The 24,757-nt window shown below is 42.9% G+C and carries 24 protein-coding genes and 8 tRNA genes; 29 read left to right on the top strand and 3 right to left on the bottom strand.

The window, feature by feature from the left end; all coding sequences use genetic code 11:
* Positions 1-101: 101 nt before the first annotated feature.
* From murB to DW125_RS07935, 22 genes are all read left to right on the top strand, one after another.
* Positions 102-1,013 carry a UDP-N-acetylmuramate dehydrogenase gene (gene murB, locus DW125_RS07825; protein ID WP_021860167.1) on the top strand — a complete coding sequence of 304 codons (912 nt, stop codon included), beginning with the start codon at positions 102-104 and terminating at the stop codon, positions 1,011-1,013.
* Between the two features lies 1 nt (position 1,014).
* Positions 1,015-1,899, top strand: coding sequence for an RNase adapter RapZ (gene rapZ / locus DW125_RS07830; protein WP_021860168.1), 885 nt, complete (start codon positions 1,015-1,017; stop codon positions 1,897-1,899).
* A gap of 9 nt (positions 1,900-1,908) precedes the next feature.
* Positions 1,909-2,811: a DNA-binding protein WhiA gene (gene whiA / locus DW125_RS07835; RefSeq protein ID WP_021860169.1), complete on the top strand. Its 903-nt coding sequence runs from the start codon at positions 1,909-1,911 to the stop codon at positions 2,809-2,811.
* Positions 2,804-3,061, top strand: coding sequence for an HPr family phosphocarrier protein (locus DW125_RS07840; protein WP_021860170.1), 258 nt, complete (start codon positions 2,804-2,806; stop codon positions 3,059-3,061). The genes whiA and DW125_RS07840 overlap by 8 nt, the downstream gene beginning before the upstream one ends.
* A gap of 83 nt (positions 3,062-3,144) precedes the next feature.
* Positions 3,145-4,077 carry a diacylglycerol/lipid kinase family protein gene (locus DW125_RS07845; RefSeq protein ID WP_021860171.1) on the top strand — a complete coding sequence of 311 codons (933 nt, stop codon included), beginning with the start codon at positions 3,145-3,147 and terminating at the stop codon, positions 4,075-4,077.
* 118 nt (positions 4,078-4,195) lie between these two features.
* Positions 4,196-4,267: transfer RNA gene (locus tag DW125_RS07850), tRNA-Glu, on the top strand.
* Positions 4,268-4,515: 248 nt separating this feature from the next.
* Entirely contained in the window at positions 4,516-4,974 is a 459-nt protein-coding gene (locus DW125_RS07855) for a prepilin peptidase (RefSeq protein ID WP_021860172.1), read from the top strand.
* 58 nt (positions 4,975-5,032) lie between these two features.
* Entirely contained in the window at positions 5,033-5,899 is an 867-nt protein-coding gene (fba, locus tag DW125_RS07860) for a class II fructose-1,6-bisphosphate aldolase (protein ID WP_021860173.1), read from the top strand.
* Between the two features lie 159 nt (positions 5,900-6,058).
* Positions 6,059-8,170, top strand: a complete 2,112-nt coding sequence (locus DW125_RS07865; RefSeq protein WP_021860174.1) for a glutamine synthetase III family protein — start codon at positions 6,059-6,061, stop codon at positions 8,168-8,170.
* Between the two features lie 164 nt (positions 8,171-8,334).
* Positions 8,335-8,799 carry a DUF1700 domain-containing protein gene (locus DW125_RS07870; protein ID WP_021860175.1) on the top strand — a complete coding sequence of 155 codons (465 nt, stop codon included), beginning with the start codon at positions 8,335-8,337 and terminating at the stop codon, positions 8,797-8,799.
* Between the two features lie 297 nt (positions 8,800-9,096).
* A complete protein-coding gene (locus DW125_RS07875; RefSeq protein ID WP_021860176.1) occupies positions 9,097-9,294 on the top strand; it encodes a hypothetical protein in 198 nt (65 codons plus the stop codon).
* A 335-nt stretch (positions 9,295-9,629) separates the two neighbouring features.
* The gene (locus DW125_RS07885) at positions 9,630-10,787 is read left to right on the top strand and encodes a THUMP domain-containing class I SAM-dependent RNA methyltransferase (protein WP_021860178.1); all 1,158 of its coding nucleotides are present in this window, start codon (positions 9,630-9,632) and stop codon (positions 10,785-10,787) included.
* A complete protein-coding gene (gene rdgB / locus DW125_RS07890) occupies positions 10,788-11,405 on the top strand; it encodes an RdgB/HAM1 family non-canonical purine NTP pyrophosphatase (RefSeq protein WP_021860179.1) in 618 nt (205 codons plus the stop codon).
* Positions 11,402-11,881: a metallophosphoesterase family protein gene (locus DW125_RS07895; RefSeq protein ID WP_021860180.1), complete on the top strand. Its 480-nt coding sequence runs from the start codon at positions 11,402-11,404 to the stop codon at positions 11,879-11,881. Before rdgB ends, DW125_RS07895 begins: the two co-directional genes overlap by 4 nt.
* Positions 11,882-12,001: 120 nt before the next feature.
* Positions 12,002-12,076: transfer RNA gene (locus tag DW125_RS07900), tRNA-Pro, on the top strand.
* A gap of 7 nt (positions 12,077-12,083) precedes the next feature.
* Positions 12,084-12,154 (top strand) — tRNA-Gly (locus tag DW125_RS07905).
* 56 nt (positions 12,155-12,210) lie between these two features.
* Positions 12,211-12,284, top strand: a tRNA-Arg gene (locus tag DW125_RS07910).
* A gap of 67 nt (positions 12,285-12,351) precedes the next feature.
* Positions 12,352-12,425: transfer RNA gene (locus DW125_RS07915), tRNA-His, on the top strand.
* 33 nt (positions 12,426-12,458) lie between these two features.
* Positions 12,459-12,530, top strand: a tRNA-Gln gene (locus DW125_RS07920).
* A gap of 6 nt (positions 12,531-12,536) precedes the next feature.
* Positions 12,537-12,609, top strand: a tRNA-Lys gene (locus DW125_RS07925).
* Between the two features lie 78 nt (positions 12,610-12,687).
* On the top strand, positions 12,688-14,013 hold the full coding sequence (locus DW125_RS07930; RefSeq protein ID WP_021859798.1) for an MATE family efflux transporter: 1,326 nt from the start codon (positions 12,688-12,690) through the stop codon (positions 14,011-14,013).
* 104 nt (positions 14,014-14,117) lie between these two features.
* Positions 14,118-14,198 (top strand) — tRNA-Leu (locus DW125_RS07935).
* A gap of 388 nt (positions 14,199-14,586) precedes the next feature.
* On the opposite strand, the gene DW125_RS07940 is transcribed toward DW125_RS07935, so the two are convergent.
* Positions 14,587-15,417, bottom strand: a complete 831-nt coding sequence (locus tag DW125_RS07940; protein WP_117537770.1) for a hypothetical protein — start codon at positions 15,415-15,417, stop codon at positions 14,587-14,589.
* A 194-nt stretch (positions 15,418-15,611) separates the two neighbouring features.
* On the opposite strand from DW125_RS07940, the gene DW125_RS07945 reads away from it, so the two are divergent.
* Positions 15,612-16,283: an HAD family hydrolase gene (locus DW125_RS07945; RefSeq protein ID WP_117537771.1), complete on the top strand. Its 672-nt coding sequence runs from the start codon at positions 15,612-15,614 to the stop codon at positions 16,281-16,283.
* A gap of 187 nt (positions 16,284-16,470) precedes the next feature.
* Here DW125_RS07945 and rd read toward each other — a convergent pair whose 3' ends face one another.
* Together rd and DW125_RS07955 are read right to left on the bottom strand one after the other, a co-directional pair.
* On the bottom strand, positions 16,471-16,632 hold the full coding sequence (gene rd, locus DW125_RS07950; protein ID WP_117537772.1) for a rubredoxin: 162 nt from the start codon (positions 16,630-16,632) through the stop codon (positions 16,471-16,473).
* A gap of 97 nt (positions 16,633-16,729) precedes the next feature.
* Complete coding sequence (locus DW125_RS07955; RefSeq protein WP_021859794.1) at positions 16,730-17,593, bottom strand: class I SAM-dependent methyltransferase; 864 nt, start codon at positions 17,591-17,593, stop codon at positions 16,730-16,732.
* 203 nt (positions 17,594-17,796) lie between these two features.
* Between DW125_RS07955 and DW125_RS07960 the strand changes: the two genes are divergently transcribed.
* The 6 genes from DW125_RS07960 (at position 17,797) to DW125_RS07985 (ending at position 24,653) form a co-directional block, all read left to right on the top strand.
* The gene (locus DW125_RS07960) at positions 17,797-18,450 is read left to right on the top strand and encodes a PHP domain-containing protein (protein ID WP_117537773.1); all 654 of its coding nucleotides are present in this window, start codon (positions 17,797-17,799) and stop codon (positions 18,448-18,450) included.
* Positions 18,451-18,502: 52 nt separating this feature from the next.
* The gene (yedF, locus tag DW125_RS07965) at positions 18,503-19,108 is read left to right on the top strand and encodes a sulfurtransferase-like selenium metabolism protein YedF (protein ID WP_021859792.1); all 606 of its coding nucleotides are present in this window, start codon (positions 18,503-18,505) and stop codon (positions 19,106-19,108) included.
* Between the two features lie 174 nt (positions 19,109-19,282).
* On the top strand, positions 19,283-20,323 hold the full coding sequence (gene selD, locus DW125_RS07970) for a selenide, water dikinase SelD (RefSeq protein ID WP_186855938.1): 1,041 nt from the start codon (positions 19,283-19,285) through the stop codon (positions 20,321-20,323).
* Between the two features lie 29 nt (positions 20,324-20,352).
* A complete protein-coding gene (gene selA / locus DW125_RS07975; protein WP_117537775.1) occupies positions 20,353-21,780 on the top strand; it encodes an L-seryl-tRNA(Sec) selenium transferase in 1,428 nt (475 codons plus the stop codon).
* Positions 21,781-21,792: 12 nt separating this feature from the next.
* A complete protein-coding gene (gene selB, locus DW125_RS07980; RefSeq protein ID WP_117537776.1) occupies positions 21,793-23,706 on the top strand; it encodes a selenocysteine-specific translation elongation factor in 1,914 nt (637 codons plus the stop codon).
* Positions 23,706-24,653 (top strand): selenium metabolism-associated LysR family transcriptional regulator, encoded by a 948-nt coding sequence (locus DW125_RS07985; protein WP_117537777.1) that lies wholly within the window; start codon positions 23,706-23,708, stop codon positions 24,651-24,653. The genes selB and DW125_RS07985 overlap by 1 nt, the downstream gene beginning before the upstream one ends.
* The last annotated feature ends 104 nt before the right edge of the window (positions 24,654-24,757 follow it).

Genomic DNA, 24,757 nt, shown 5'->3' on the forward strand with positions numbered 1-24,757 from the left:
TTTCATGGTATTTTGCAAGAGTTCGTTGAATTTGCAGTTTATTTATTGTATGATGTACAAGGAATAAAAGACAAACTCTATTTTATAAGGAGAAATCATAGATGAATCAGAATATATATGATAAATTGAAACAGATTCTTTCGTCTGCACAGGTGAAAGCAGACGAACCGATGAAGAATCATATTACGTTCCGGGTAGGTGGCCCGGCAGACGTATACGTGGTACCGAAGACAAAGGAAGAACTTTTACAGGTTATTACATGCTGTAAAGCGGAGAATGTTCCTTATTATATAATTGGAAATGGAAGTAATCTTCTGGTCGGAGACAAAGGCTACAGAGGCGTTGTAATCCAGATTTTCAAAGAGATGAATGAGATTACCTGCGAGGGAAATGTAATCTGCGCACAGGCGGGAGCACTGCTTTCACAGGTTGCAGCGAAAGCGCTGGAGCAAAGTCTTACGGGATTTGAATTTGCGGCAGGAATTCCGGGAACGCTCGGCGGCGCCTGTGTGATGAACGCCGGAGCATACGGTGGTGAGATGAAAGATGTTCTGAAGGAAGTGACAGTTTTGACGGATGAGGGAGAATTCCTTACGATTCCGAAGGAAGAGCTGGAACTGGGATACCGTACAAGCGTAATCGCAAAAAAAGGCTACATTGTCATAGAGGCAGTTCTTGAACTTAAGAGTGGAAATGCAGATGAGATCAGGGCTTACATGGATGAGCTGAAGGAAAAGCGCATTACAAAACAGCCGCTGGAATATCCGAGTGCCGGAAGTACATTTAAGCGACCGGAAGGATATTTCGCCGGAAAACTGATCCAGGATGCAGATCTCCGTGGCTTTCGGGTAGGAGGCGCACAGGTTTCCGAAAAACATTGCGGATTTGTTATTAATAAGGATCATGCGACAGCAGCAGATATCGTAGAACTGATGCAGCAGGTGTCAGACAGAGTGGAGGAAAAGTTCGGCGTGAAATTAGAGCCGGAAGTAAAAAGATTAGGAGAGTTCTAGTATGAGATTTGTGATTGTAACGGGTATGTCGGGAGCAGGAAAAAGTACAGCGCTTAAGATGCTGGAAGATATGGGTTATTTTTGCGCAGATAATCTGCCGGTGCCATTGATTCCAAAATTTGCAGAGCTTTTAAGTGTGCCGGGTACAGAGATGAATAAGGCGGCGCTTGGCGTGGATATCCGTAGCGGTCAGAGTTTCAAAGAACTGGAGCGTGTACTTAGTGAGCTGGATGAAGCAGGACTTACTTATGAGATTCTGTTCCTGGAATCCAGTGACGATGTGCTGATCAAACGATATAAAGAGACAAGACGTTTTCATCCATTGTCCGGCAGCAGCCAGAGAGTGGACAAAGGAATTGCCGAGGAACGTGAAAAATTAAGCTTTCTTAAGAAGAAGGCAAATTACCTGTTGGATACGAGCCATATGCTGACGCGCGAATTAAAAGGCGAACTGAATAAAATTTTCGTAGAAAACAAGGAATACAAGAACTTATACATAACAGTTCTGTCTTTTGGATTTAAATACGGAATCCCAAGTGATGCAGATCTTGTATTTGATGTCCGTTTTCTGCCAAACCCATATTATATAGAAGAATTACGTTCAAAGAGCGGTAATGACAAAGAAGTCAGAGATTATGTTATGGAAAATGAGAAATCTTGGGAATTTTTGGAGAAACTGACAGACATGATTGAATTTCTGATTCCGAATTACGTGGCAGAAGGAAAGACGCAGCTTGTGATCGGAATCGGTTGTACCGGTGGAAAACACAGATCCGTAACTCTGGCGAATGCATTATATGAAACACTTCAGGAAAATGAAGAAAACTATGGTGTTAGAATCGAACACAGAGACATTGAAAAGGATGCTAAAACGAAAGCAAGATAGGAGCAGGAAATGTCATTTTCCGGGAAAATAAAAGAAGAACTGGCAGAACATTCGACGGATGCAAGACATTGCAATCTTGCAGAACTTTCTGCAATTGTGCAAATGTGTGGGCATTTTTCGGAAGATTTTAAGGGCAGAATCACTTTGCAGGTGGACACGGAAAATTATCCAGTTGCAAGAAAATGCTTTACATTAATGAGAAAAACATTTAATATAAAGACTGATATCGTAATTCGCAGACATGCAGGAAAGGACAACTGGAGTTATCATCTTTTCTGGAGGGGAGAAGAACTCCTTGCGGTAAAGAATGCGGACGTTCAGGCAGTCTGTTGTAAAAGAGCCTATATTCGGGGCGCATTTCTTGCGGCGGGATCAATGAGTGATCCTACGAAGTCATACCATCTGGAGATTGTATGTGCGCAGGAAGAACGGGCAGAGCATCTGAAGACTCTGATGAACAGCTTCGGAACCGATGCGAAGATTGTACAGCGGAAGCGAATGCATGTTGTATATCTGAAGGAAGGTTCCCAGATTGTGGATATGCTGAATGTTATGGAGGCGCATGTTGCATTACTGGAGCTGGAGAATGTCCGGATCCTGAAAGAGATGCGTAATGCCGTCAACAGGAAAGTGAATTGCGAAACTGCTAATATTAACAAAACCGTTTCTGCCGCAGTAAGGCAGATGGAGGATATTGCATATATCCGGGATACGATTGGTTTTGATGAATTGCCGGATGGGTTGAAAGACGTCGCCCTTACACGTCTGGCATATCCGGATGCAGCACTGAAGGAGCTGGGAAGTCTGTTACGTGAACCTGTAGGAAAATCAGGTGTGAATCACAGACTGAGGAAATTAAGTGAGATAGCGAATAAGTTAAGGGAAAATAAGGAGGAGCAACACTATGATTAAGAAGCCTGTTACGATTCGAAACAGCATGGATATGGAAACAAGACCGATTGCACACCTTGTGCAGGAAGCGAGCCAGTATAAGAGTCAGGTATATATCGAGATGGATGATAAGAAGATTAACGCAAAGAGTATTATGGGAATGATGAGCCTGAATCTTTCAGAAGGAACGGCGATTACTGTTGCAGCAGACGGAGAGGATGAATCCGAGGCAGTAGCAGGTGTGGAAGCATTCCTCGTTGCTAACAAATAATCATACATAATGATAATATAAGACATAAGAAAAGAGTTCCGGTTAAGGAACTCTTTTTCAGACGAGTGAAAGGAGAGCGGAGTATGAAAAGATTACTGTTTGTATATAATCCGCATGCCGGCAAAGGCATGCTCGCACCAAAGGTGTCAGACGTTGTAGATATTTTTGTGAAAGCAGGTTATGAAGTGGTGATCTATCCGACGCAGGCATATCATGACGCATATAAGAAAATATCCGAATATGATGCCAGTACATATGATTTGGTTGTGTGCAGCGGAGGTGACGGAACATTGGATGAAGTTGTGACCGGAATGATGAAACGTGAAGACCGAGATCCGATCGGATATATTCCGGCTGGAACAACGAATGACTTTGCGAACAGCCTGCATATTCCGAAAGATGTTCTGAAAGCTGCGGACAATGCAGTGAATGGTTCCGAATTCTGCTGTGATGTCGGTAAATTCAATGACGGTATTTTCGTCTATATTGCCGCGTTTGGTTTATTTACGGATGTATCTTATGAGACAAAGCAGGAATTGAAGAACGTGCTCGGACATCTTGCATACCTTCTGGAAGGAACGAAGCGTCTGTTTAACATTCCGTCTTACCGGATCAAAGTAGAACATGACGGAGAGGTGATCGAGGACGAATTTGTATTCGGAATGGTAACAAATTCCAGATCTGTAGGCGGTTTCCGCAATATGATAGGAAAGGAAGTCGCATTTGACGACGGTCTGTTTGAAGTTACATTGATTAAGACACCGAAGAATCCAATTGCTTTACAGGAGATCATCGCATCACTTCTGATCGAACAGGTGGACACAAAGCATATGTACACATTCAAGACAGGCAAGATCACATTTGAGTCGATTGAAGAGATCCCATGGACATTGGATGGGGAGTATGGCGGAAGCCATGATGAAGTTGTCATTGAGAATTTGCAGAAACAGTTACATCTAATGGTTCCGGAAGATGAAATGAAGAAATTGTCTGTGAATCACAAGAAAGAAAACTAGCGAAAGCAGCCGAAAAATGCAGGGCTGTAGAAAAAATTGCAAAAAAACATAAAAAATGAAAAAAAGTACTTGCTTATTTATAGAATGTTTGCTATACTAGGCAAGTACGAAAGAGCAAGGCTCCCTGGTCAAGCGGTCAAGACGCTAGCCTCTCACGCTGGAATCAGGGGTTCGATTCCCCTGGGAGTCACTCAGTATGAAACCGGAGTTCATTATGAATTCCGGTTTTGTTTTATATATCTACAATATCAAGTCAGGCAGTTCAGCCTGCATAATTCCTGAAATTATGACATTGCAATAGTACATTTTTACTTTCATACAGATAAATATAATTGATGTTAGGGGCGCTAAGCCATAAAACCACTCATGTGCAAGCACATCGTGATGTCAGGCTTTTGACCTGGCACCATATAATGTAGTAAAAGGAGATATAATTTTATGATGATATTTTCAAAAATATATTTGTGCAGATGGTTTATGCTGTATCTGCTTGCCACCTGTCTGGTGTGGATTGCCGGACAGGACGCGCGTACACACAGAATTTCAAATCGTTCCGTGCTGGTATTTGGAGCGCTGGCGGCAGCGTACCGGACGCTCTGCCCTGAACTTTCGTGTCAGGCGGTGTGCATTGGAGTGTTTGCTGTCAGTGTGCCGTTACTTCTGCTGGCAGCATGGAAGCCGGGTGCTGTTGGTGGCGGAGATGTAAAATTAATGGCAGCAGGTGGGAGTTTATTTGGTGCAAATGGAATCTGGCAAGCGTTTTTTACTGGCATTTTGCTGGCAGGAATCTGGACAATCGTGATGCTTTTGTGCAAAAAGGTGAAACGGAAGTCGAGTATCCCGCTTGGCCCGTTTCTGAGTGCGGGAATGCTGATTTCTTTGTCCTTGTTTTTTTGAAAGTAATGGTCTATAATAAAAAAATGAAATGTGAATTGAAGAATTGGAGGAATATGATATGTTAGTATCAGCAAAAGAGATGCTTGAAAAAGCAGTTGAAGGTCACTATGCAGTAGGTCAGTTCAACATCAACAATCTGGAGTGGACAAAAGCAGTACTGAATGCGGCTGAAGAGATGAAATCTCCGGTAATCCTTGGAGTATCTGAAGGAGCAGGAAAGTACATGACTGGATTCAAGACAGTTGCTGCTATGGTAGAAGCTATGATGGGTGAGCTTGGAACAACTGTTCCGGTTGCTTTACATCTGGATCACGGTACTTACGAAGGAAGTTATAAGTGTATCGAGGCTGGATTCTCTTCTATCATGTTTGACGGATCTAAATATCCAATCGAAGAGAACGTTGCAAAGACAAAAGAACTGATTGAAGTCTGCAACAAGAAAGGAATCTCTCTGGAAGCAGAAGTTGGTTCTATCGGCGGAGAAGAAGACGGAGTTATCGGACAGGGTGAGTGTGCTGATCCGAACGAATGTAAGCAGATCGCAGATCTTGGTGTTACAATGCTTGCAGCAGGTATCGGTAACATTCACGGAAAATATCCTGCAAACTGGGCTGGATTAAGTTTTGAGACTCTGGATGCAATCCAGAAGCTGACAGGAAAACTGCCACTGGTACTTCATGGTGGAACAGGAATTCCGGATGACATGATCAAAAAGGCAATTGATCTCGGAGTAGCTAAGATCAATGTTAATACAGAGTGCCAGCTTTCATTTGCTGATGCAACACGCAAATATATCGAGGCGGGTAAAGATCAGGAAGGAAAAGGCTATGATCCTCGTAAGCTTTTAAAACCAGGATACGAAGCAATCATCGAAACTGTCAAGGAGAAGATGGAATTATTCGGATCTGTTGGAAAAGCAGAATAATTTCAATTTATACTTGCCTTTTTCAGACAATTGAGTTATACTAACAGGCGTAGCGAGAACAAAGGCGTTCCAATGAAAGTTGGAGTGCCTTTTTCTTACATATTCAACAATATTTGAATACAGACAACAAGACACGATTAAGAAAGGAAACGAAAAGACATGAGTGAAGCATTGAAAGTAGCTGAGATTTTTGGGGAAGATGTATTTAACGATACTGTCATGCAAGAGCGTTTGCCAAAGAAGGTCTATAAGGATCTGAAGAAGATTATCGAAGAGGGAAAAGAATTAGACCTTGCAACAGCAGATGTAATTGCTCACGAGATGAAAGAGTGGGCGATTGAGAAAGGAGCTACACATTATACACACTGGTTCCAGCCCCTTACAGGAGCTACCGCTGAGAAACATGATTCTTTTATTTCTGCACCACTGCCGAACGGAAAAGTGCTGATGAGCTTTTCCGGAAAAGAACTGATCAAAGGAGAGCCGGATGCATCTTCATTCCCATCCGGAGGACTTAGAGCAACATTCGAGGCAAGAGGATATACAGCATGGGACTGTACTTCACCGGCATTTGTAAGACATGATGCAGCAGGCGCTACACTTTGTATTCCGACAGCATTCTGCTCTTACAAAGGAGAAGCACTTGACCAGAAGACACCGCTTCTGCGTTCTATGCAGGCAATCAATGAACAGTCACTGAGACTGCTTCGTTTATTTGGCAATACAACAGCTAAGAAAGTAACTCCTTCTGTTGGAGCAGAGCAGGAGTATTTCCTTGTAGATGCTGAAAAGTTTGAGCAGAGAAAAGACCTTATTTATGCAGGACGTACTTTATTTGGAGCGATGCCTCCAAAAGGACAGGAGATGGACGATCACTATTTCGGAACCATCCGTCAGAGAATTGCCGGATTTATGAAGGACGTCAATATTGAACTGTGGAAAGTTGGAGTTGCATCCAAGACACAGCACAACGAAGTTGCACCGGCACAGCATGAGCTTGCACCGATTTACGGTGAAGCAAATGTAGCTGTTGACCACAACCACCTGGTAATGCAGACATTGAAGAGAATTGCATGCCAGCATGGAATGAAATGCCTGCTTCATGAGAAACCATTTGCAGGTGTCAACGGATCCGGTAAACATAACAACTGGTCACTGACTACAGATGATGGTAAGAACCTGTTAGAGCCAGGCAAGACACCTCATGAGAACGTACAGTTCTTACTGGTGCTGACATGTATCTTGAAAGCAGTAGACAAACACGCAGCACTGCTTCGTGAATCTGCAGCAGATGTAGGAAATGATCACAGACTGGGAGCAAACGAGGCACCTCCGGCTATCATCTCTATTTTCCTTGGAGATCAGCTTGAAGATGTAATCCGCCAGCTCGTAGATACCGGAGAAGCTACACACAGTCTGAAAGGTGGAAGACTGGAGACAGGTGTAAGTACACTTCCGGATCTTGCAAAAGATGCAACAGACCGTAACCGTACATCGCCGTTTGCATTTACAGGTAACAAATTTGAGTTCCGTATGGTAGGATCAAGAGATTCTATTTCCGGATCAAACGTTGTACTTAACACAATCGTAGCAGAAGCATTTGCAGAGGCGTGTGATGTCCTGGAGAAAGCAGATGACTTCGATATGGCAGTACATGATCTGATCAAGAAATATGCAACAGAGCACCAGAGAATCATTTTCAATGGTAACGGATATGCAGATGCATGGGTAGAAGAAGCTGAGAGAAGAGGACTTCCGAACATCAAATCTATGGTAGAAGCTGTACCGGCACTGGTAACAGAAGATACAGTATCTATGTTTGAGAAGTTTAAAGTATTCACAAAGGCAGAGCTTGAGTCACGTGTAGAGATTAAGTATGAGAACTACTCAAAGGCTATCAACATTGAAGCACGTACAATGATCGACATGGCAAGCAAACAGATCATCCCGGCTGTTATCAAATATACAAAATCTCTGGCAGATACAGTACTTGCAGTGAAAGAAGCAGGAGTAGACGCTTCCGTACAGGCTGGACTGCTGAAAGAGACAAGTGATCTCCTGGCTGCGACAAAGAGCGCACTGGATGCACTCAGTGCTGTAACTGATAAGGCAGCAGCTATGGATGAAGGTGAAGAGCAGGCAAGATTCTATCACTTCGATGTAGTACCTGCAATGGAAACTCTGCGTACACCGGTTGACAAACTGGAAATGATCGTAGACAAAGAAGCATGGCCGATGCCATCATATGGAGATCTGATCTTTGAAGTGTAATCGGTTTTGCGATAGATAAAAGATACGATAAATATGAACTCCTGATTTTTATAAATTCATTAGAAAATTTTAAGAACCTTGCACTTGGAATGGCAACTTGTATGTGCTATCCTAAGTGCAAGGTTTTTTATTAGGCACATTTTGCTGATTAAGGAGATAATAGAATGACAAAACAGGAATTTCTGGAAAAATTAAGAGCCGCACTTGGCAATGACTTAAGTGGTACAGTTGTAAGTGAGAATGTGAATTATTATAAGCAGTATATTACAGATGAAGTAGCGAAAGGAAAATCCGAAAAAGAAGTGATAGATGAATTGGGAGATCCATGGGCGATCGCCCGTACGATCATAGATGCACAGGAGAACCAGGAGTACACAGAAGGTGAATACAGAAGTGAGACCACTGCAAATGGCGAATATGATTCCGGCAAACAGAATAGATATGGCAATGTCCATGTATTTGGATTGGACAGCTGGTGGAAGAAACTGCTTCTGATACTGGGGCTTGTTGGAATTATCGTCTTGATCGTGGCAGTGATCGGAGGGATTATCAGCATTCTTGCGCCGATTGTTCTTCCGCTTATTGTGTTGATGTGGATTCTCCGGGTAATCGGACAGAGACGAAGATAAGAAATGAAAGCAGAAGAAAAATTTGATTAATCCCTGTGATAAAAAGAAAAATATAAAGTAAAAGACCGATGGGGGAGCCATCGGTCTTTTGAGGGGAGTATAAATAATTAATAAGGGGTTGTAGAAAGTAACCTTTCTACAAGTTTAAGTATAATATAGCAAGAGTCAAAAAGCAAGAAAAACCTTAAAAAAATCTTAATATATTTGTAAGCTTGTTTTTGTGAAAAAGATACATAAAACAGATGCAGATGGACACAATAATCCTGTAACTTAAAAAAGAATTAGGAGGAATTTAAAATGGCAAAAAACTCATCAAACATGAATGCATCTGATAAGAATGCTTATGGAAAAAACATCGCAGACAAGAACTCATCTAACAAAAACGGATATAATAAGAATGCATCCAAAAAGAATGCATATGGGCAGTCCGACAAGAATGAATCCAATAGAAATTCTTCTGATAGCAACTGCCACGGCTACAAAGAGAGACAGTAATCAGAAAATGGCGTAACAATCCACACTTATAAGACAGTGAAATATGGCGGAAAGAGTGTCAAACTCTATTCGGCATGGTCAAAAGCAGCAAAAGCAAAAATCAAATAATGTGTGATGCAGTTTGCGCTTTATGATGGTAGTCATTTATAATGAAGTAAACAAAAAGGCTTCCCTGAAGATACAGGTATTTTCAGGGAAGCCTTTTTTATATAAAAATCTTCCGGCAGATATGCAAAGTCATATTCTTTGTTATAAAAACCTTGCACGCTTTTTTTATGTAGAATATACTAAGAAAGAGTACAAACAGAAAAGTACGGAAGAAACAGGAGAAATATATGAGTAAAATAGAATTGATTGCACCATGCCATTTTGGGTTGGAGGCAGTTTTAAAAAGAGAGATCATAGACCTTGGCTATGATATCGCAGAAGTAGAAGATGGAAGAGTGACATTTTACGGAGATGAAGACGCAATCTGTCGTGCCAATATTTTCCTGCGGACAGCAGAGAGAATCCTTGTAAAAGCAGGAAGTTTCAAAGCGGTAACATTTGAAGAATTATTTGACAAGACAAAGAACCTGCCGTGGGAGCGTTATATTCCGAAGAATGGAAAATTCTGGGTTGCCAAGGCAGCGTCTGTTAAGAGTAAATTATTCAGCCCGTCAGACATCCAGTCTATTATGAAGAAAGCAATGGTCAGACGGCTGCAGGAATATTATGGAATCGAGTGGTTTCCGGAAGACGGAGCTTCTTATCCGGTACGTGTATTTTTGATGAAAGATATCGTGACAGTAGGAATCGATACATCCGGTGTGTCCCTGCACAAGAGAGGATACCGTGAAGTTTCCGGCAAAGCGCCGATCACGGAGACTCTGGCAGCAGCACTCATCAAGCTGACACCATGGAAGAAAGACCGTGTATTCGTAGATCCGTTCTGCGGAAGTGGAACATTTCCGATAGAAGCTGCAATGATGGCTGCAAATATCGCGCCGGGAATGAATCGTTCCTTCACGGCAGAAGAGTGGACGAACCTGATCCCGAAGAAGATGTGGTATGACGTGATCAACGAGGCAAATGATCTGATTAAGGACGATATCGATGTGGACATTCAGGGATATGATATCGATGGATCGGTCATTAAGATCGCAAGAAGAAATGCAAGAGAAGCCGGAGTGGATCATCTGATCCATTTTCAGGAGAGAGATGTAAGAAACTTAAGCCATCCGAAGAAATACGGATTTATCGTGACGAACCCGCCTTACGGAGAACGTCTGGAAGATAAGAAAGACCTGCCGGAACTGTATCGTGCATTTGGCGAAAGCTTTGCAGGACTTGACAGCTGGTCGGCTTACATGATTACTTCTTATGAAGATGCACAGCGTTATTTCGGGCGGAAAGCGGATAAGAACCGGAAGATTTACAATGGAATGTTGAAGACATATTTCTATCAGTTTATGGGACCGAAGCCGCCGAGAAAACCGAGAGAGGAGCAGTAGATGAAGAAAATAATATTTGCAACAGGAAATGAGCATAAGATGGTGGAAGTCCGTATGATCCTTGACGGTCTGGGACTGGAGATTCTCTCACAGAAAGAAGCAGAGATTCAGGCAGATGTTGTAGAGGATGGAACTACATTTGAAGAAAATGCACTGATCAAAGCATCCGAGATTGCGAAAATCGCACATGAGATGCCGGAATACAAAGAAGCAGTTGTGATGGCAGATGATTCCGGCCTGGAAATCGATTATCTGAACAAAGAGCCGGGAATCTATTCTGCGCGGTACATGGGAGAGGATACTTCCTATGATATTAAAAATCAGGCGCTTTTAGACCGTCTGGATGGTGTGCCGGACGAAAAACGTACAGCGCGGTTTGTCTGTGCGATCGCAGCTGTACTTCCGGATGGAAGCCATGAAGTTGTGCGCGGCACGATGGAGGGCATTATTGGTCATGAGATTGCCGGAGAAAACGGATTTGGATATGATCCGATTTTCTATCTGCCGGAATGTGGATGTACCAGCGCAGAACTTGCGCCGGAAGAGAAGAACAGACGAAGCCACAGAGGAGAAGGACTTCGGAAAATGCGTGAGATTCTGGAGAATAAGAAGAAATGAAAATACTGATCGTAAGTGATACACATAAGGCTCACGTATCTCTGGAACAGGTTTTGGAGCGGGAGAAGCCGATTGATATGCTTATCCATCTTGGAGATGTGGAAGGCGGGGCTGATTATATAGAAGCACTGGCGGGCTGTCCGGTACATATCGTTGCCGGAAATAATGACTATTTCAGTGATCTTCCGCAGGAAGAAGAATTCGTTGTGGAAGGAAATCACATTTTCATTACACATGGACACTATTATTATGTATCTATGGGAGAGAGTGATTTGCTGAAAGAAGCTAAAGGCAGAGACGCTGACATAGTGATGTATGGACATACACATAAGCCATCGCTGCATGAAGAAGACGGCGTGACGATATTGAATCCGGGAAGTATCTCTTACCCGCGTCAGAGTGGGCGTCAGAAGACCTATATGATCATGGAGATTGATGCATCGGGCATGCCGGAGATTGAGCTGAAATATGTATAAGAAAAGACATGTAAAAAATTGCAAAAAAAATCAAAAAAGTTATTGACAATATTCGAACCTTGCTATATAATAGCTATTGTGTCACGGAGATACAACAAGATGACACGAAGTAAACAATATCGGGGTGTGGCTCAGCTTGGCTAGAGCGCCTGGTTTGGGACCAGGAGGTCGCAGGTTCGAATCCTGTCACCCCGATAATCTTGCGGGTGTAGTTCAATGGTAGAACACCAGCCTTCCAAGCTGGATACGTGGGTTCGATTCCCATCACCCGCTTTCCGAGTGTCAACAGACATTTGGGAAAGTGATAGTTCTGAGGAGCTTATCCTTAAGAGTCTGTAGCTCAGCTGGATAGAGCAACGGCCTTCTAAGCCGTAGGTCGAGGGTTCGAATCCCCCCAGGCTCGTTAGAACCACAACAATTTAATAATGTGGTACTTAGTTGGACAGCTATAGTTCGATAAGTAATATATGGTGGGTATGGTGCAGTTGGTTAGCGCGCCAGATTGTGGTTCTGGATATCATGGGTTCGAGTCCCATTACCCACCTTTCTTTTTTTCTGTAAAGAGAGAATGTATTATTGGGCTATCGCCAAGCGGTAAGGCACAGGACTTTGACTCCTGCATTCGTTGGTTCGAATCCAACTAGCCCAGTTATATGGGCGTGTAGCTCAGGTGGTAGAGCACTTGACTTTTAATCAAGTTGTCCGGGGTTCGAATCCCCGCACGCTCACTGAATTATAGATGCAAATCCTTTGGGGTTTGCGTTTTTTTGTTTATGTAGAAAGAAGGAAAAAAAGTGGGAAAACACATGTTTTCTAATAAAGCATTGTGGAAACTGATGGCACCGTTGGCATTTGATCAGTTGCTAAATTCCATGATGGGAACAGTTGGAACAATGGTAGTCAGCAATCTGGGTTCGGCGGCAATCTCAGCAGTCAGTCTGGTAGACGCCATCAACGTACTGATCGTTCAGGCGTTTTATGCACTGGCAGCAGGAGGAACAGTTGTATGTTCCCAATATCTTGGATGCAAAAAAGAAAAAGAAGCAAATGAAGCGGCAAGACAGCTTCTGTTTATCACATTTGTATTGTCTGTGGTGATTGCAGCAATCTGTCTGGCAGCAAATGGACCGCTCCTGCGGTTGATCTTTGGAGAAGTAGAACCACAGGTTATGAAATATTCCAGACAATATTTTATTATTTCAGCGATATCCTATCCGTTTATTGCGTTGTATGATGATGGTTCGTCCATATTCCGTGCACAGGAAAACAGTAAAACGCCGATGATGATTTCACTGTGTGCAAATATTCTGAATCTCATATTAAATATACTGTTTGTATGGGGATTTCATATGGAAGTTATCGGTTCGGCAACAGCGACCATGTTGTCGCGTGCATTTTCGATGATTGCAGTGCTGTGTCTTCTGCGCCGTCCGGAACTTATTATCCGCCTGAGGGGGTATCTTAGTATTCGCCCTATCTGGTCACAGATCCGCCGGATTCTGTATCTTGGTATTCCGTCGGGAATCGAAAACAGTATGTTCCAGTTTGGTAAACTGGCAATCCAGTCTACGGTGTCTATGATGGGGACGGCCGCAATTGCTGCGCAGGGAATGACAAATATCCTGGAAAATCTGAATGGTATTCTGGCAATTGGAATAGGTGTCGGACTGATGACGGTAGTCGGAGAATGTATGGGAGCCGGAAGAAAAGATGAGGCAGCCTACTATATTAAGAAGATGACAGCCGTGTCAGAAGTTGTCGTGATTGCAAGCTGTCTGCTGATCTTTGCGCTCGTACATCCAATTACGATTTTCGGTGGAATGGAAGCAAAGAGTGCAAAAATGTGTATCTTCATGGTTGGCTGTATCACCATTGCAAAACCAATTGTGTGGTCGTTGGCATTTATACCGGCATACGGTTTCCGTGCAGCCGGGGATGTGAAATTTACGATGGTTACATCGGCGCTCATCATGTGGTTTTGTCGTGTTACACTTGCGATGTTTCTTGCGAGAGTGCTCGGGTTCGGACCGATTGCAGTATGGATCGGAATGTTCACTGACTGGTCAGTCCGTGCGATTATTTACAGTATCCGCTTTAAAAGTGGAAAATGGATGGAGCATCAGGTTATTTAAGGGAAATTTTCGAAATGTCCCGGCAATAACAGGAAACAGATGATTATAAAAAACCAGTTGACAAATATACAGAAAATATAGTATATTATTTAGGCAGTTTGCATGCGGATGTGGCGGAATTGGCAGACGCGCCAGACTTAGGATCTGGTGTCCCCGACGTGCAGGTTCAAGTCCTGTCATCCGCATTTGCTACATGATATAATATCAATTACGAAGAAGATCATCACGAAAGTGGTGGTCTTTTTTTAAAGACTGTTGCAGGACAGAAAGAAGCAGCAACAAAACTCCTTGGTCAAACACTTTCCAAGGAAGAAATTGCTGAAAAAGTCGGAAAGTATAATAACATGACCGTTGATGTCAATGGTTGTACACACGGCGTACACTCATTTCAATTGATTAACTGATAAGAAATTAAGGATAAATAAAAGTAAATATGTAAAAGGGGACATTTCCCCCGGAACATAAGAGAAGCAGCTCCGCGTTATGTATCTCAGTTGAGATTTCATAGCATGGAGCTGCTTTTGCTTTATTAAATATATTCAATAACTATAGCATCTGTAGAAAACTGACTAACTATCGTATCACATATTTTCTTACAAAGCAGCTTACAACACCCAGCGCGCAGAGTGGCAGAAGAGCGGAAGTAAGTCCGCCGTAGAGTTGCAGTGCTCCTTTTAAACCCTGAAGCGGAGCCGGAGAAGCCGGGATCAGATTTCCAAAATACAGAGACAGATATGCACCTGCATAGATGAAAATGAAAGAAAACCAGCCTTTGCCTTTATCGTAACGGTGTCCGCGTTTCCCATAAGTACTGCTTCCGAAAAGCACGATTAAAAATGTGACTGCTTCCACGAGAAGCAGGAATAAGGCAACACCAAGATAAGCACCCAGAATATAATTCTTCTGTGCGACTGCCGCAGCAATATTTCCGTAAGCCGGAGCGTTTTTCCAGAATGTCAGTCCCAGCATGCAGAAAATAATAGCAATGAGTACCAGAGTTCCGGCACGGAGCAGGAGATTCAACGTCTTGCGTGTTGCTTTAGCAGCGATCTTTCCACCGGTTGCTGCGCCTTTCTTCAAAGGAGACAGAAAATTTGGCAGATGAAAACCGCCCTTTTTGCGCCCGCCTTTATCAGAAGAACGTTTTTTGTCAGAATCATTGCCGGATACCTTGCCGCCGCGCTTCCGTTTCATATATTCTTCCGGCGTTTCATCGAATGAAGTAGTATAATTTTCTTCCACATAATCGATATGCTTTGTTGTATCCAGATCGGAAAGACTGGAAAGTACGTCTTTGTAATTATCATCTGTATCGATGTTAATATCAGGAAGCTCCCCTTCGTAGATAACTTCAAAATCATTGTCGAAGATATCTTTTCCCTTATTTGCAGTATTCATACTCATAAAAAATCCCTCCTAAAACGATTTACATTTTAGTATCTATATCGGATGGATACAATAGATATCACAAAAATTTCAGGAAGACATAAGGTTTTCTTTAGATTTAGAATTGTGTATAATAGAAAACAATCGAACTAAGGTAAATGATGTAAAATAACTATCATGAGTAATAATTGGAGATACAGGAGAGCATTGTCATGAAAATAAATGGAAATAAAATAGAAGGACTTGTATTTGATATGGACGGTCTGCTGCTTGATTCGGAGCGGATTGTGCAGAGATCGTGGGAGCTGTCCGGCAAAGAACTCGGAATAGAAGGAATGGGGCAGCAGATCTACCATACACTGGGAATGAATGCAAAAAGCCGCAGACAGTATTTTAAAAATGCGATCAGCGCAGATTTTCCTTATGAAGAATTTCAGAAACTGACATCCAAATATTTTTATCAGATTACAGATACAGAGGGACTTCCGGTGAAAAAAGGAGCAGCAGAGTTACTGGAATATGCAAAGACGCATGACTACAAGACCGCAGTGGCAACTTCGTCAAGCAGGGAGTATGCAGAGCGCGTGCTGACGGATGCGGGACTTTATCAGTGGTTTGACGGCGGTGTATTTGGCGATATGGTGACAAAAGGAAAACCAGATCCGGAAATCTATCTCCGTGCCTGTGAGAGTATTGCACTGCGTCCGGAAAACGGACTGGCATTTGAAGATGCACCGGGCGGAATCCGGTCGGCGGTGGCAGCAGGATTACATACCATCATGATTCCGGATCTGCTCCAGCCGACAGAAGAGATAAAAAAGCTGATTTACCGGAAGTTTGCTGATCTTGGGGAAGTGATTCCGTTTTTAGAGGGGAGTGTATAATTTTCAATCATAAAAACTCTTTGGAATTATATTTTCCAATGAGATATCATGGGGAAATTATGCAATATGGTGTGTTTCATACATAATAAAAAGAAGACTGGATGTATGCTGAGGTGTTCTCAATATACAGCTGGTCTCCTTTTGTTATGTCCATGTTTTTTTGACAAGTTTACACGGCGTATCCGTATTAGTCTTCTTTTGCGAATACTTCTTTTCCCATACCACAGATCGGGCAGAGCCAGTCGTCCGGCAGATCTTCAAAAGCTGTTCCGGGAGCGATACCTCCGTCCGGATCCCCATTTTCCGGATCATAAACATAGCCGCAAGGTTGACATACATATTTTTCCATCTTTTCTCCTCCGTTAGAAACCTTTCGTGTCCTTGTCTGGGATATTTTCCCAAACATCATCTTATAGTTATAGCATACATCATATCGGACAAAAATGCTATATTTCTTTAGACCAGCGTCCAGATGCTCCGCAAGGGAGGACAAGGCCGGTGCTGCTGACCGGAAGACCGATTTCCTGGGATTCTACATGTCCGTGCCATGGTGCAAGTTCTGTTGCGATCATATAAGTCAGAACAGCAGGTGCCAGACCGGTTGTGTAGGAATTTACAAGGAAGAACAACGGATCAGCAGAGAGTATCTTCGTACATAATTTGATAAGCGGATGAATGGCATCCTCGATTTTCCAGATTTCTCCTTTCGGACCTCTTCCATAAGAAGGTGGATCCATGATGATCGCATCATAGTGATTGCCACGGCGGATCTCACGTTCTACAAATTTCACACAGTCATCGACAAGCCAGCGAATCGGTTTATCGGATAAACCGGAAGATGCTGCATTTTCCTTCGCCCATGTAACCATTCCCTTGGACGCATCTACGTGTGTAACACTTGCTCCGGCTGCGGCAGCCGCAAGAGTAGCGCCTCCGGTATAGGCAAAAAGGTTCAGAACTTTTACCGGCCGTCCGGCGTTTTTGATTTTATCGGAGAACCAGTCCCAGTTGGTTGCCTGTTCCGGGAAAAGTCCGGTATGTTTGAAGCTGAACGGTTTCAAATTAAATGTCAGTTCTTTATAATGAATCTGCCACTGTTTTGGCAAATCGAAAAATTCCCATTCGCCACCGCCTTTTTTACTGCGGTGATAATGTCCGTTCGGATGTTTCCAGCCACTGTTTGTCTTTTTGGTATCCCAGATTACCTGCGGATCCGGGCGCACAAGAAGAAAATCACCCCAGCGTTCCAGTTTTTCTCCTTTGCTGCAATCTATTACTTCATAATCTTTCCATTGATCTGCAATCCACATAATTAAAAACCTTTCTCATGATTTGTTAGCATAGTCATTCATGAAAGATTATAGCATGGAGGAAAAGAAAAAGAAAGCCTATAGACATCTTCTATAATAATGAATATATATTAAAAAACTCTATTTGAAGCACGGGACAGGAGTTTATATAATAGAAAGAGAAGAACAGTTGGAAAAACAGACAACTATGGGAGGAAATGATTATGCTGATCGATACACATATGCATGAGATGACATATTCCAAAGACAGTTTTCTGAAACTGGATGAGATGGTACGCATCGCCAGGGCAAAAGGACTGGACGGAATCTGCATTACAGATCATGACAGCATGGGGCTTAAGGAATATGCAGCAGAATATTCCAGACGTGAGAATTTTCCGATCTTTACAGGAATTGAATTTTTCTCCCTGCAGGGCGATATAGTGGCATTTGGAATTGAAGAGTATCCGAAAGAACGGATACCTGCACAGGATTTTATTGATCTTGTCAAAGCGCAGGGCGGCGTGTGTTTTGCAGCACATCCATTTCGCAATAATAACAGAGGACTGGAAGATAATTTACGCACCGTGCACGGACTGGATGGGTTGGAAGTCTTGAATGGAAGTACGTCGCTTGAAGCATGTTATAAGGCTGCTGAATATGCAGAAGAACTTGGACTTTTCACACTTGGTTCCAGTGACTGCCATGTACCGGAGAAAGTTGGTGTATGCGCCACTTATTTTCCGGAGAAAGTACATACAATGGAAGAATTTCTGGAAGTGTTTAAAAAAGGAACGATGTGTCCGGCTTTTTATAAGGATGGACAATATCATATAATTACAAATAAGAAATCTATTTACCTTTCCGCACATCAATGATAGAATATATCTATATAAGATAAAAAAGGGAAGGCATGAAAGGAGAATCATTATGATTACAGTTAATGCTATGGGAGATAATTGCCCGATCCCGGTTATAAAGACCAAAAAGGCAATGCAGGCGCTCACAGGCCCGGAGACGATCGAAGTTTTAGTTGACAATGAGATCGCCGTTCAGAACGTAACAAAGATGGCTGAAAGCTCAGGCGGTGCAGTAAAGTCTGAGAAGATCGCTGACAAAGAATACAAAGTTACGATCCAGATGAACGGAGCACCTGAGACAGTAAGCGAAGGAGAGGAGACTTGTATGCCGGACGCAAGAGATAACACAGTTGTAGTAATTAATTCAGACCGCATGGGATCTGGTAATGATGAACTTGGAAAAGTATTAATAAAAGGTTTCATCTTTGCAATAACACAGCTTGATACTTTACCTAAAACTATGTTATTCTATAATGGTGGAGCGACTCTGACCACAGAAGGTTCTGATTCATTGGAAGATTTGAAGTCACTGGAAGCACAGGGGGTTCAGATTCTGACATGTGGAACATGCCTTGATTATTATGGATTGAAAGAAAAACTGGTGGTAGGAACTGTAACAAATATGTACAGTATTGTTGAGACAATGGCAGGTGCTGGTAAGATCATCAGACCTTAATCATTTGTCCAGACAGATTTTGTAACAGAGGTAATAGAGCCGGACACTTGTGAGTCGCACAGGAAGTCCGGCTTATTTGTATATATTTAACAGGCTATATAATAGATGTATAGCGGAAACAGCCTCGCAGGAGGCGGAAGTTACATTCAATACCAAGGAGAGGAGAAAACAAGTATGAAATCAGATGTAAAACTGACAAGCTTGACGAAGACGGCAGGGTGAGCAGCTAAGATTGGTCCTGAGACCCTTGCCCAGGTTCTGGGTAAGTTGCCGAAGTTCGAGGACAAGAACCTGATCGTAGGTATTGAGACGTCGGACGATGCCGCTATATATAAAGTGACAGATGATATTGCTATGATACAGACGGTGGATTTCTTTACACCGATCGTAGATGAGCCATATATGTTCGGACAGATTGCAGCGGCCAATTCACTGAGTGATGTGTGGGCGATGGGAGGAGAACCGGCAGTAGCTTTGAATATTGTTGGATTTCCGAACTGCCTGGATCCAGCTATTTTAGGGGATATCCTTGCCGGAGGAGCAGACAAAGTGAAGGAAGCAGGAGCTGTTCTGGTAGGAGGACATTCGGTGCAGGATGATGAACCGAAATATGGTCTCTGTGTATCAGGCTTTGTGCATCCGGATAAGATCTTTAAGAATTACGGATGCAGACCGGGAGACATCCTGGTTTTAACGAAACAGATAGGAAGCGGAATCGTTAATACTGCGATCAAAGCAGATATGGCATCACCGGAAGCAATCAGAGAAGCGCAGACGGTTATGGCATCGCTGAATAAGAGAGGAAAACAGGCGGTTGAGAAATATGACGTCAGCGCCTGCACAGACATCACAGGATTTGGACTTCTCGGTCACTGTGTCGAGATGGCATCAGCCAGTGATGTGACATTTGAAATCAATGTTAAAGACATTGCATACCTTACCGATGCGATCGATTTCGCGAAGATGGGACTGGTCCCGGCCGGAGCATACAAGAACCGAGGATATTCTATTGGGAAAGTAGACGCAGGTTCTATTCCGGAGTATTATCTGGACCTGCTATATGACCCACAGACATCCGGCGGATTGTTAATCAGTGTGGCACCGGATAATTTGAATGAGATGCTGGCAGATTTTAAGAATGCAAGCATGGATACCACGATTTCGGTGATCGGAAAGGTTGCACCTAAGAGCGACAAGTTGATCCGACTGTTTTAAGTCAAAGAAAAAGTGGAAGGAAGAAAAATATGGACAAGAATATGTTGTATCGCAGTATCCCGAAAGTGGATGTGCTGCTTGCTGATGAGAAAGTCCAGATGTTGATAGAGACTTATAGCCGGGAGACGGTTATGGAATCCATTCATCTGGAGATGAATCGTCTGCGTGCTTATATTGCAAAATGTGAAGACGAAGAGGAAGCAAAGAGACAGATTGAAGCGTTGACGGAGAAGATCGAGCGGACAGTGTCTGCAATGCATACGCCGAACATGCGCATGGTAATGAATGGTACGGGGACCATTCTCCACACCAATCTGGGAAGAGCACCGATAAGCCCGGAACATATGAAGAGGGTAGCGGCTATTGCAACAGGATATTCAAATCTGGAGTATAATCTCGAAGCCGGAAGACGTGGCGAACGTTATTCGCACTTCGAGAAATTGTTGTGCAAAATTACAGGGGCAGAGGCTGCGATGGCAGTCAATAACAACGCTGCTTCTGTTATGCTTATTTTGAGCTCGCTTGCTAAAGGAGGGGAAGTGATTGTTTCCCGTGGCGAGCTTGTAGAGATTGGCGGTAAGTTCCGCATCCCGGATGTTATGGAGCAGAGCGGGGCTTCACTTGTGGAAGTAGGAACAACCAACAAGACACACTATGATGATTATGAAGATGCGATCACAGAAGAGACAAAGGCACTTCTGAAGGTACACACAAGCAATTACCGTATTGTTGGATTTACAGATACCGTAGGGATTGATGAACTGATCCCGCTTGCGAAGGAACATGATCTTCCGGTAGTGGAAGACTTGGGAAGTGGTGTGCTCATTGATCTGGAAAGATACGGTCTGACACACGAGCCGACTGTACAGGAATCCATTGCAAAAGGTGCGGATGTTGTCTGCTTCAGTGGCGACAAATTATTGGGAGGACCACAGGCAGGTATCATTATCGGTAAGAAGAAATACATCGATATGATGAAGAAGAACCAGCTTACCCGTGCTCTCCGTATTGATAAATTTACAGCGGCAACGCTGGAACTTGTATTACAGGAATATCTGTCCGAAGAAAAGGCAGTTCAGAACATTCCTGTTCTTCGCATGATTACAAAATCATTAGACGAAGTGACTAAAGATGCTAAGAAATTATGCCGTATTTTAAAAGCGGCAAAGCTTTCTGCCGAGATCAGTGTGGTTCCACTTGAATCACAGATTGGCGGAGGTTCTCTCCCTCTGGAGCGTATCGCAAGTATGGGCGTTGCGATCAATCCTGAGAAGATCAGCATTACAGAGCTTGAAGAAAGACTGCGCCATATGCCGGTGCCGTTGATTCCGAGAACAGCAAATGACACTGTGCTGATCGACGTAAGAACGATGGATGAACAGAATTTCAAATTACTCGCTAAGCAGTTACAGGAACTGCAGGTGTTTGAAGAGAAGAGTCTGATAGAAGTACGTTAGGAGAGAATGGCTATGAAAAATATCATCATTGGAACGGCCGGGCATATAGACCATGGTAAGACGACACTCATTAAAGCACTGACCGGAAGAAATACAGACCGATGGGAAGAAGAACAGCGCCGTGGAATTACAATTGACCTCGGATTTACGTATTTTGACCTTCCGGGTGGAGATCGTGCAGGAATCATCGATGTTCCGGGACATGAGAAATTTATTAACAACATGGTTGCTGGTGTAGTAGGAATGGATCTTGTGTTGCTTGTCATTGCAGCGGACGAAGGAATCATGCCGCAGACAAGAGAGCATATGGATATTCTGAATTTATTGGGAATTGAAAAAAGTATTATTGTATTGAATAAATGTGATCTTGTAGATGAAGAGTGGCTGGAACTCGTAGAAGAAGATGTAAAAGACGAGCTGGCAGGCACATTTCTGGAAGGAGCGCCGGTGGTGGAAGTATCTGCCGTAACCGGACAGGGACTGGACAAACTGATCGATGAGATCGTGCATCTGACAAGCGATGACATTGTCCAGAAGGATATTCACACGATCCCGCGTCTTCCAATTGACCGTGCATTTACACTGTCGGGATTTGGAACGATTATCACCGGAACACTTGTATCTGGAACGATTTCCAAAGAAGACACATTGGAGATGTATCCGATTGGCAAAGAATGTAAAATCCGAAGCATTCAGGTGCATGGAGAGGATAAGAAAGAATGTTACGCAGGACAGCGGGTTGCAATCAATCTTTCCAACGTTAAGAAAAAGGAGATCAAGAGAGGATGCGTGCTTGCGCCGGTCAACAGTATGAAGAATACAGATCTTCTTGATGTAAAACTGAATGTGCTGGACTCATCGTTACGTGTGCTGACCAATCATTCGCGGCTTCATTTCTTCACAGGAACAAGCGAGATTTTATGTCGTGCAGTTCTTCTTGACAAGGAAGAAATCGGACCGGGTGAGAGTGGTTATGTACAGCTTCGCCTGGAAGAAGAGATTGCAGTCAGAAGAGGAGACAAATTTGTTGTCCGCTTCTATTCACCGATGGAGACGATCGGTGGAGGCATGATCCTGGAGCCGAATCCGAAGATTAAGCGCAGATTCCAGGACGATGTCATTGAAGAACTGGAAAGAAAGGAATCTGGTTCCTCCGCAGATGTTATTGCATTGCATGCGAAAGCACACGGCGATACACTGATTTCCTGTACAGAGCTTGCGAAGCTTACTGCGCTGTCACCGGAAGAAGTTGAAGAAGATGTAAAAGAGTTGGAAGAAGAGGGAACGATTTACACATTCCCGATGAGAAAAGATACTTATGTCTGGCATGCGGATTCTGAGCGTGAAGCAGCGAAGAAACTGACGGATGCACTGGAGAAATACGAAGAAGAGCATCCATACCGTTATGGAATGAAAAAAGCAGAAGTACAGATGACTTTCTTCAAAAAAGTGAAGCCAAATGTATTTGATAAAATTATTGAAAAAGAAGAAAACAACGGACACATCAAACGTGTAGATGAATTTTTATGTACACCTGATTATGAAGTCACCAAAGATGATACTTATGAGAAAGTATCCGGAACCTATCTTGACAGCTTCCGCAAAGCAAAATATGATTTCCTGAAATATACGGAGATTGATCTTGGAAAAGTCAGCCGGGAGATCGGAGACGATATATTAAATATTTTGCTGGAAGAAGGAAAGATTGTCAAAGTTACAGATGACATGTATACGCTTACTGAATATATGGACAAAGCGAAGGAAATCATCTTAGCAAAACTGTCGGAAGATCCGATCATTACAATTGCACAGGTAAGAGACATTTTTGATACGAGCAGAAAAAGTGCAAAACCGATTCTGGAGTATATGGACAGTATCAAAGTAACGAAAAAAACCGGTGCAGAGAGTGAAAGGGTGGCATACTAATGAATCTGAAACAGTTAGAAGCGTTTGTAAAAGTAGCAGAAGGTGGTAGTTTTTCGAAAGCGGCAAAAGATCTGTTCTTGACACAGCCGACGATCAGTGCACATATTTCATCGCTGGAGAAAGAATTAAACGCAAGATTATTCGTAAGAAATACAAAAGAAGTAAGTCTGTCTGATGACGGCACAGAATTATACAAATATGCAAAGCAGATGATCGATCTGCAGAAGAAGATAGAAGAGAGTTTTGGAACGGAAAAAGGTGAGAAAAAACATGGAATTACAATTGCAGCTTCCACAATTCCGGCACAGTATCTTCTCCCAAAAGCACTTATGAGTTTTAATACGCGTTATCCGGATGAACAAATTAAAATTGTTGAGACAGATAGCAGCAAAGTGGTACAGCAGATTATTGATCATATGGCAGATGTCGGATTTACCGGAACGGTTCTGGAAAAGAAACATTGCAAATATATTCCGTTCTATAAGGACGAATTGGTAATTATTACGCCGAATACAGAAAGATATCAGAAACTGCAGAAGATGGATCCGGAAGATATTTCCTGGATGAAAGAGGAACATGTGATCATGCGTGAGGAAGGATCCGGAACACGTAAAGAAGCAGAGAATCAGTTAAAAGATGCCGGAATCAAGATGACAGACCTGGACATCATTGCAAGTATTGAGAATCAGGAGACAATCAAGAAGTCTGTCAGACAGGGAATGGGAATTTCTGTATTATCAAAGCTGGCAACAAAAGATGAAGTGGCAGCAGGATTTCTCCTTGCATTCCCTATTCCGGAGAGTGATGACGGCAGAGATATCAATCTTGTATATAATAAGAATTATCAGCTATCAAGAAGTGCAGAGCGTTTTGTGAAAATTGTAAAAGAAGTTTATGGGCTTGAAAGCCATGAACTTAAGAAAGAACAGGGCGAGAAAGCGGTATAATGACAAGACTAATAGATGGAATCTATAAAGCGATACGAACATGTAATATATCTATTAGACGGGAGAATTAAAAACAAGTATACTAAGAGCAGACGGTTATCCGC

The sequence above is a fragment of the Dorea sp. AM10-31 genome, from assembly GCF_003435815.1.
Lineage (GTDB): Bacteria > Bacillota > Clostridia > Lachnospirales > Lachnospiraceae > Dorea_D > Dorea_D hominis.

Bases quoted from the DNA above. Each gene is read 5' to 3' on its own strand.
- murB (WP_021860167.1), top strand. From the start codon at position 102: ATGAATCAGAATATATATGATAAATTGAAACAGATTCTTTCGTCTGCA.
- rapZ (WP_021860168.1), top strand. From the start codon at position 1,015: ATGAGATTTGTGATTGTAACGGGTATGTCGGGAGCAGGAAAAAGTACA.
- whiA (WP_021860169.1), top strand. From the start codon at position 1,909: ATGTCATTTTCCGGGAAAATAAAAGAAGAACTGGCAGAACATTCGACG.
- DW125_RS07840 (WP_021860170.1), top strand. From the start codon at position 2,804: ATGATTAAGAAGCCTGTTACGATTCGAAACAGCATGGATATGGAAACA.
- DW125_RS07845 (WP_021860171.1), top strand. From the start codon at position 3,145: ATGAAAAGATTACTGTTTGTATATAATCCGCATGCCGGCAAAGGCATG.
- DW125_RS07855 (WP_021860172.1), top strand. From the start codon at position 4,516: ATGATGATATTTTCAAAAATATATTTGTGCAGATGGTTTATGCTGTAT.
- fba (WP_021860173.1), top strand. From the start codon at position 5,033: ATGTTAGTATCAGCAAAAGAGATGCTTGAAAAAGCAGTTGAAGGTCAC.
- DW125_RS07865 (WP_021860174.1), top strand. From the start codon at position 6,059: ATGAGTGAAGCATTGAAAGTAGCTGAGATTTTTGGGGAAGATGTATTT.
- DW125_RS07870 (WP_021860175.1), top strand. From the start codon at position 8,335: ATGACAAAACAGGAATTTCTGGAAAAATTAAGAGCCGCACTTGGCAAT.
- DW125_RS07875 (WP_021860176.1), top strand. From the start codon at position 9,097: ATGGCAAAAAACTCATCAAACATGAATGCATCTGATAAGAATGCTTAT.
- DW125_RS07885 (WP_021860178.1), top strand. From the start codon at position 9,630: ATGAGTAAAATAGAATTGATTGCACCATGCCATTTTGGGTTGGAGGCA.
- rdgB (WP_021860179.1), top strand. From the start codon at position 10,788: ATGAAGAAAATAATATTTGCAACAGGAAATGAGCATAAGATGGTGGAA.
- DW125_RS07895 (WP_021860180.1), top strand. From the start codon at position 11,402: ATGAAAATACTGATCGTAAGTGATACACATAAGGCTCACGTATCTCTG.
- DW125_RS07930 (WP_021859798.1), top strand. From the start codon at position 12,688: ATGTTTTCTAATAAAGCATTGTGGAAACTGATGGCACCGTTGGCATTT.
- DW125_RS07940 (WP_117537770.1), bottom strand. From the start codon at position 15,417: ATGAGTATGAATACTGCAAATAAGGGAAAAGATATCTTCGACAATGAT.
- DW125_RS07945 (WP_117537771.1), top strand. From the start codon at position 15,612: ATGAAAATAAATGGAAATAAAATAGAAGGACTTGTATTTGATATGGAC.
- rd (WP_117537772.1), bottom strand. From the start codon at position 16,632: ATGGAAAAATATGTATGTCAACCTTGCGGCTATGTTTATGATCCGGAA.
- DW125_RS07955 (WP_021859794.1), bottom strand. From the start codon at position 17,593: ATGTGGATTGCAGATCAATGGAAAGATTATGAAGTAATAGATTGCAGC.
- DW125_RS07960 (WP_117537773.1), top strand. From the start codon at position 17,797: ATGCTGATCGATACACATATGCATGAGATGACATATTCCAAAGACAGT.
- yedF (WP_021859792.1), top strand. From the start codon at position 18,503: ATGATTACAGTTAATGCTATGGGAGATAATTGCCCGATCCCGGTTATA.
- selA (WP_117537775.1), top strand. From the start codon at position 20,353: ATGGACAAGAATATGTTGTATCGCAGTATCCCGAAAGTGGATGTGCTG.
- selB (WP_117537776.1), top strand. From the start codon at position 21,793: ATGAAAAATATCATCATTGGAACGGCCGGGCATATAGACCATGGTAAG.
- DW125_RS07985 (WP_117537777.1), top strand. From the start codon at position 23,706: ATGAATCTGAAACAGTTAGAAGCGTTTGTAAAAGTAGCAGAAGGTGGT.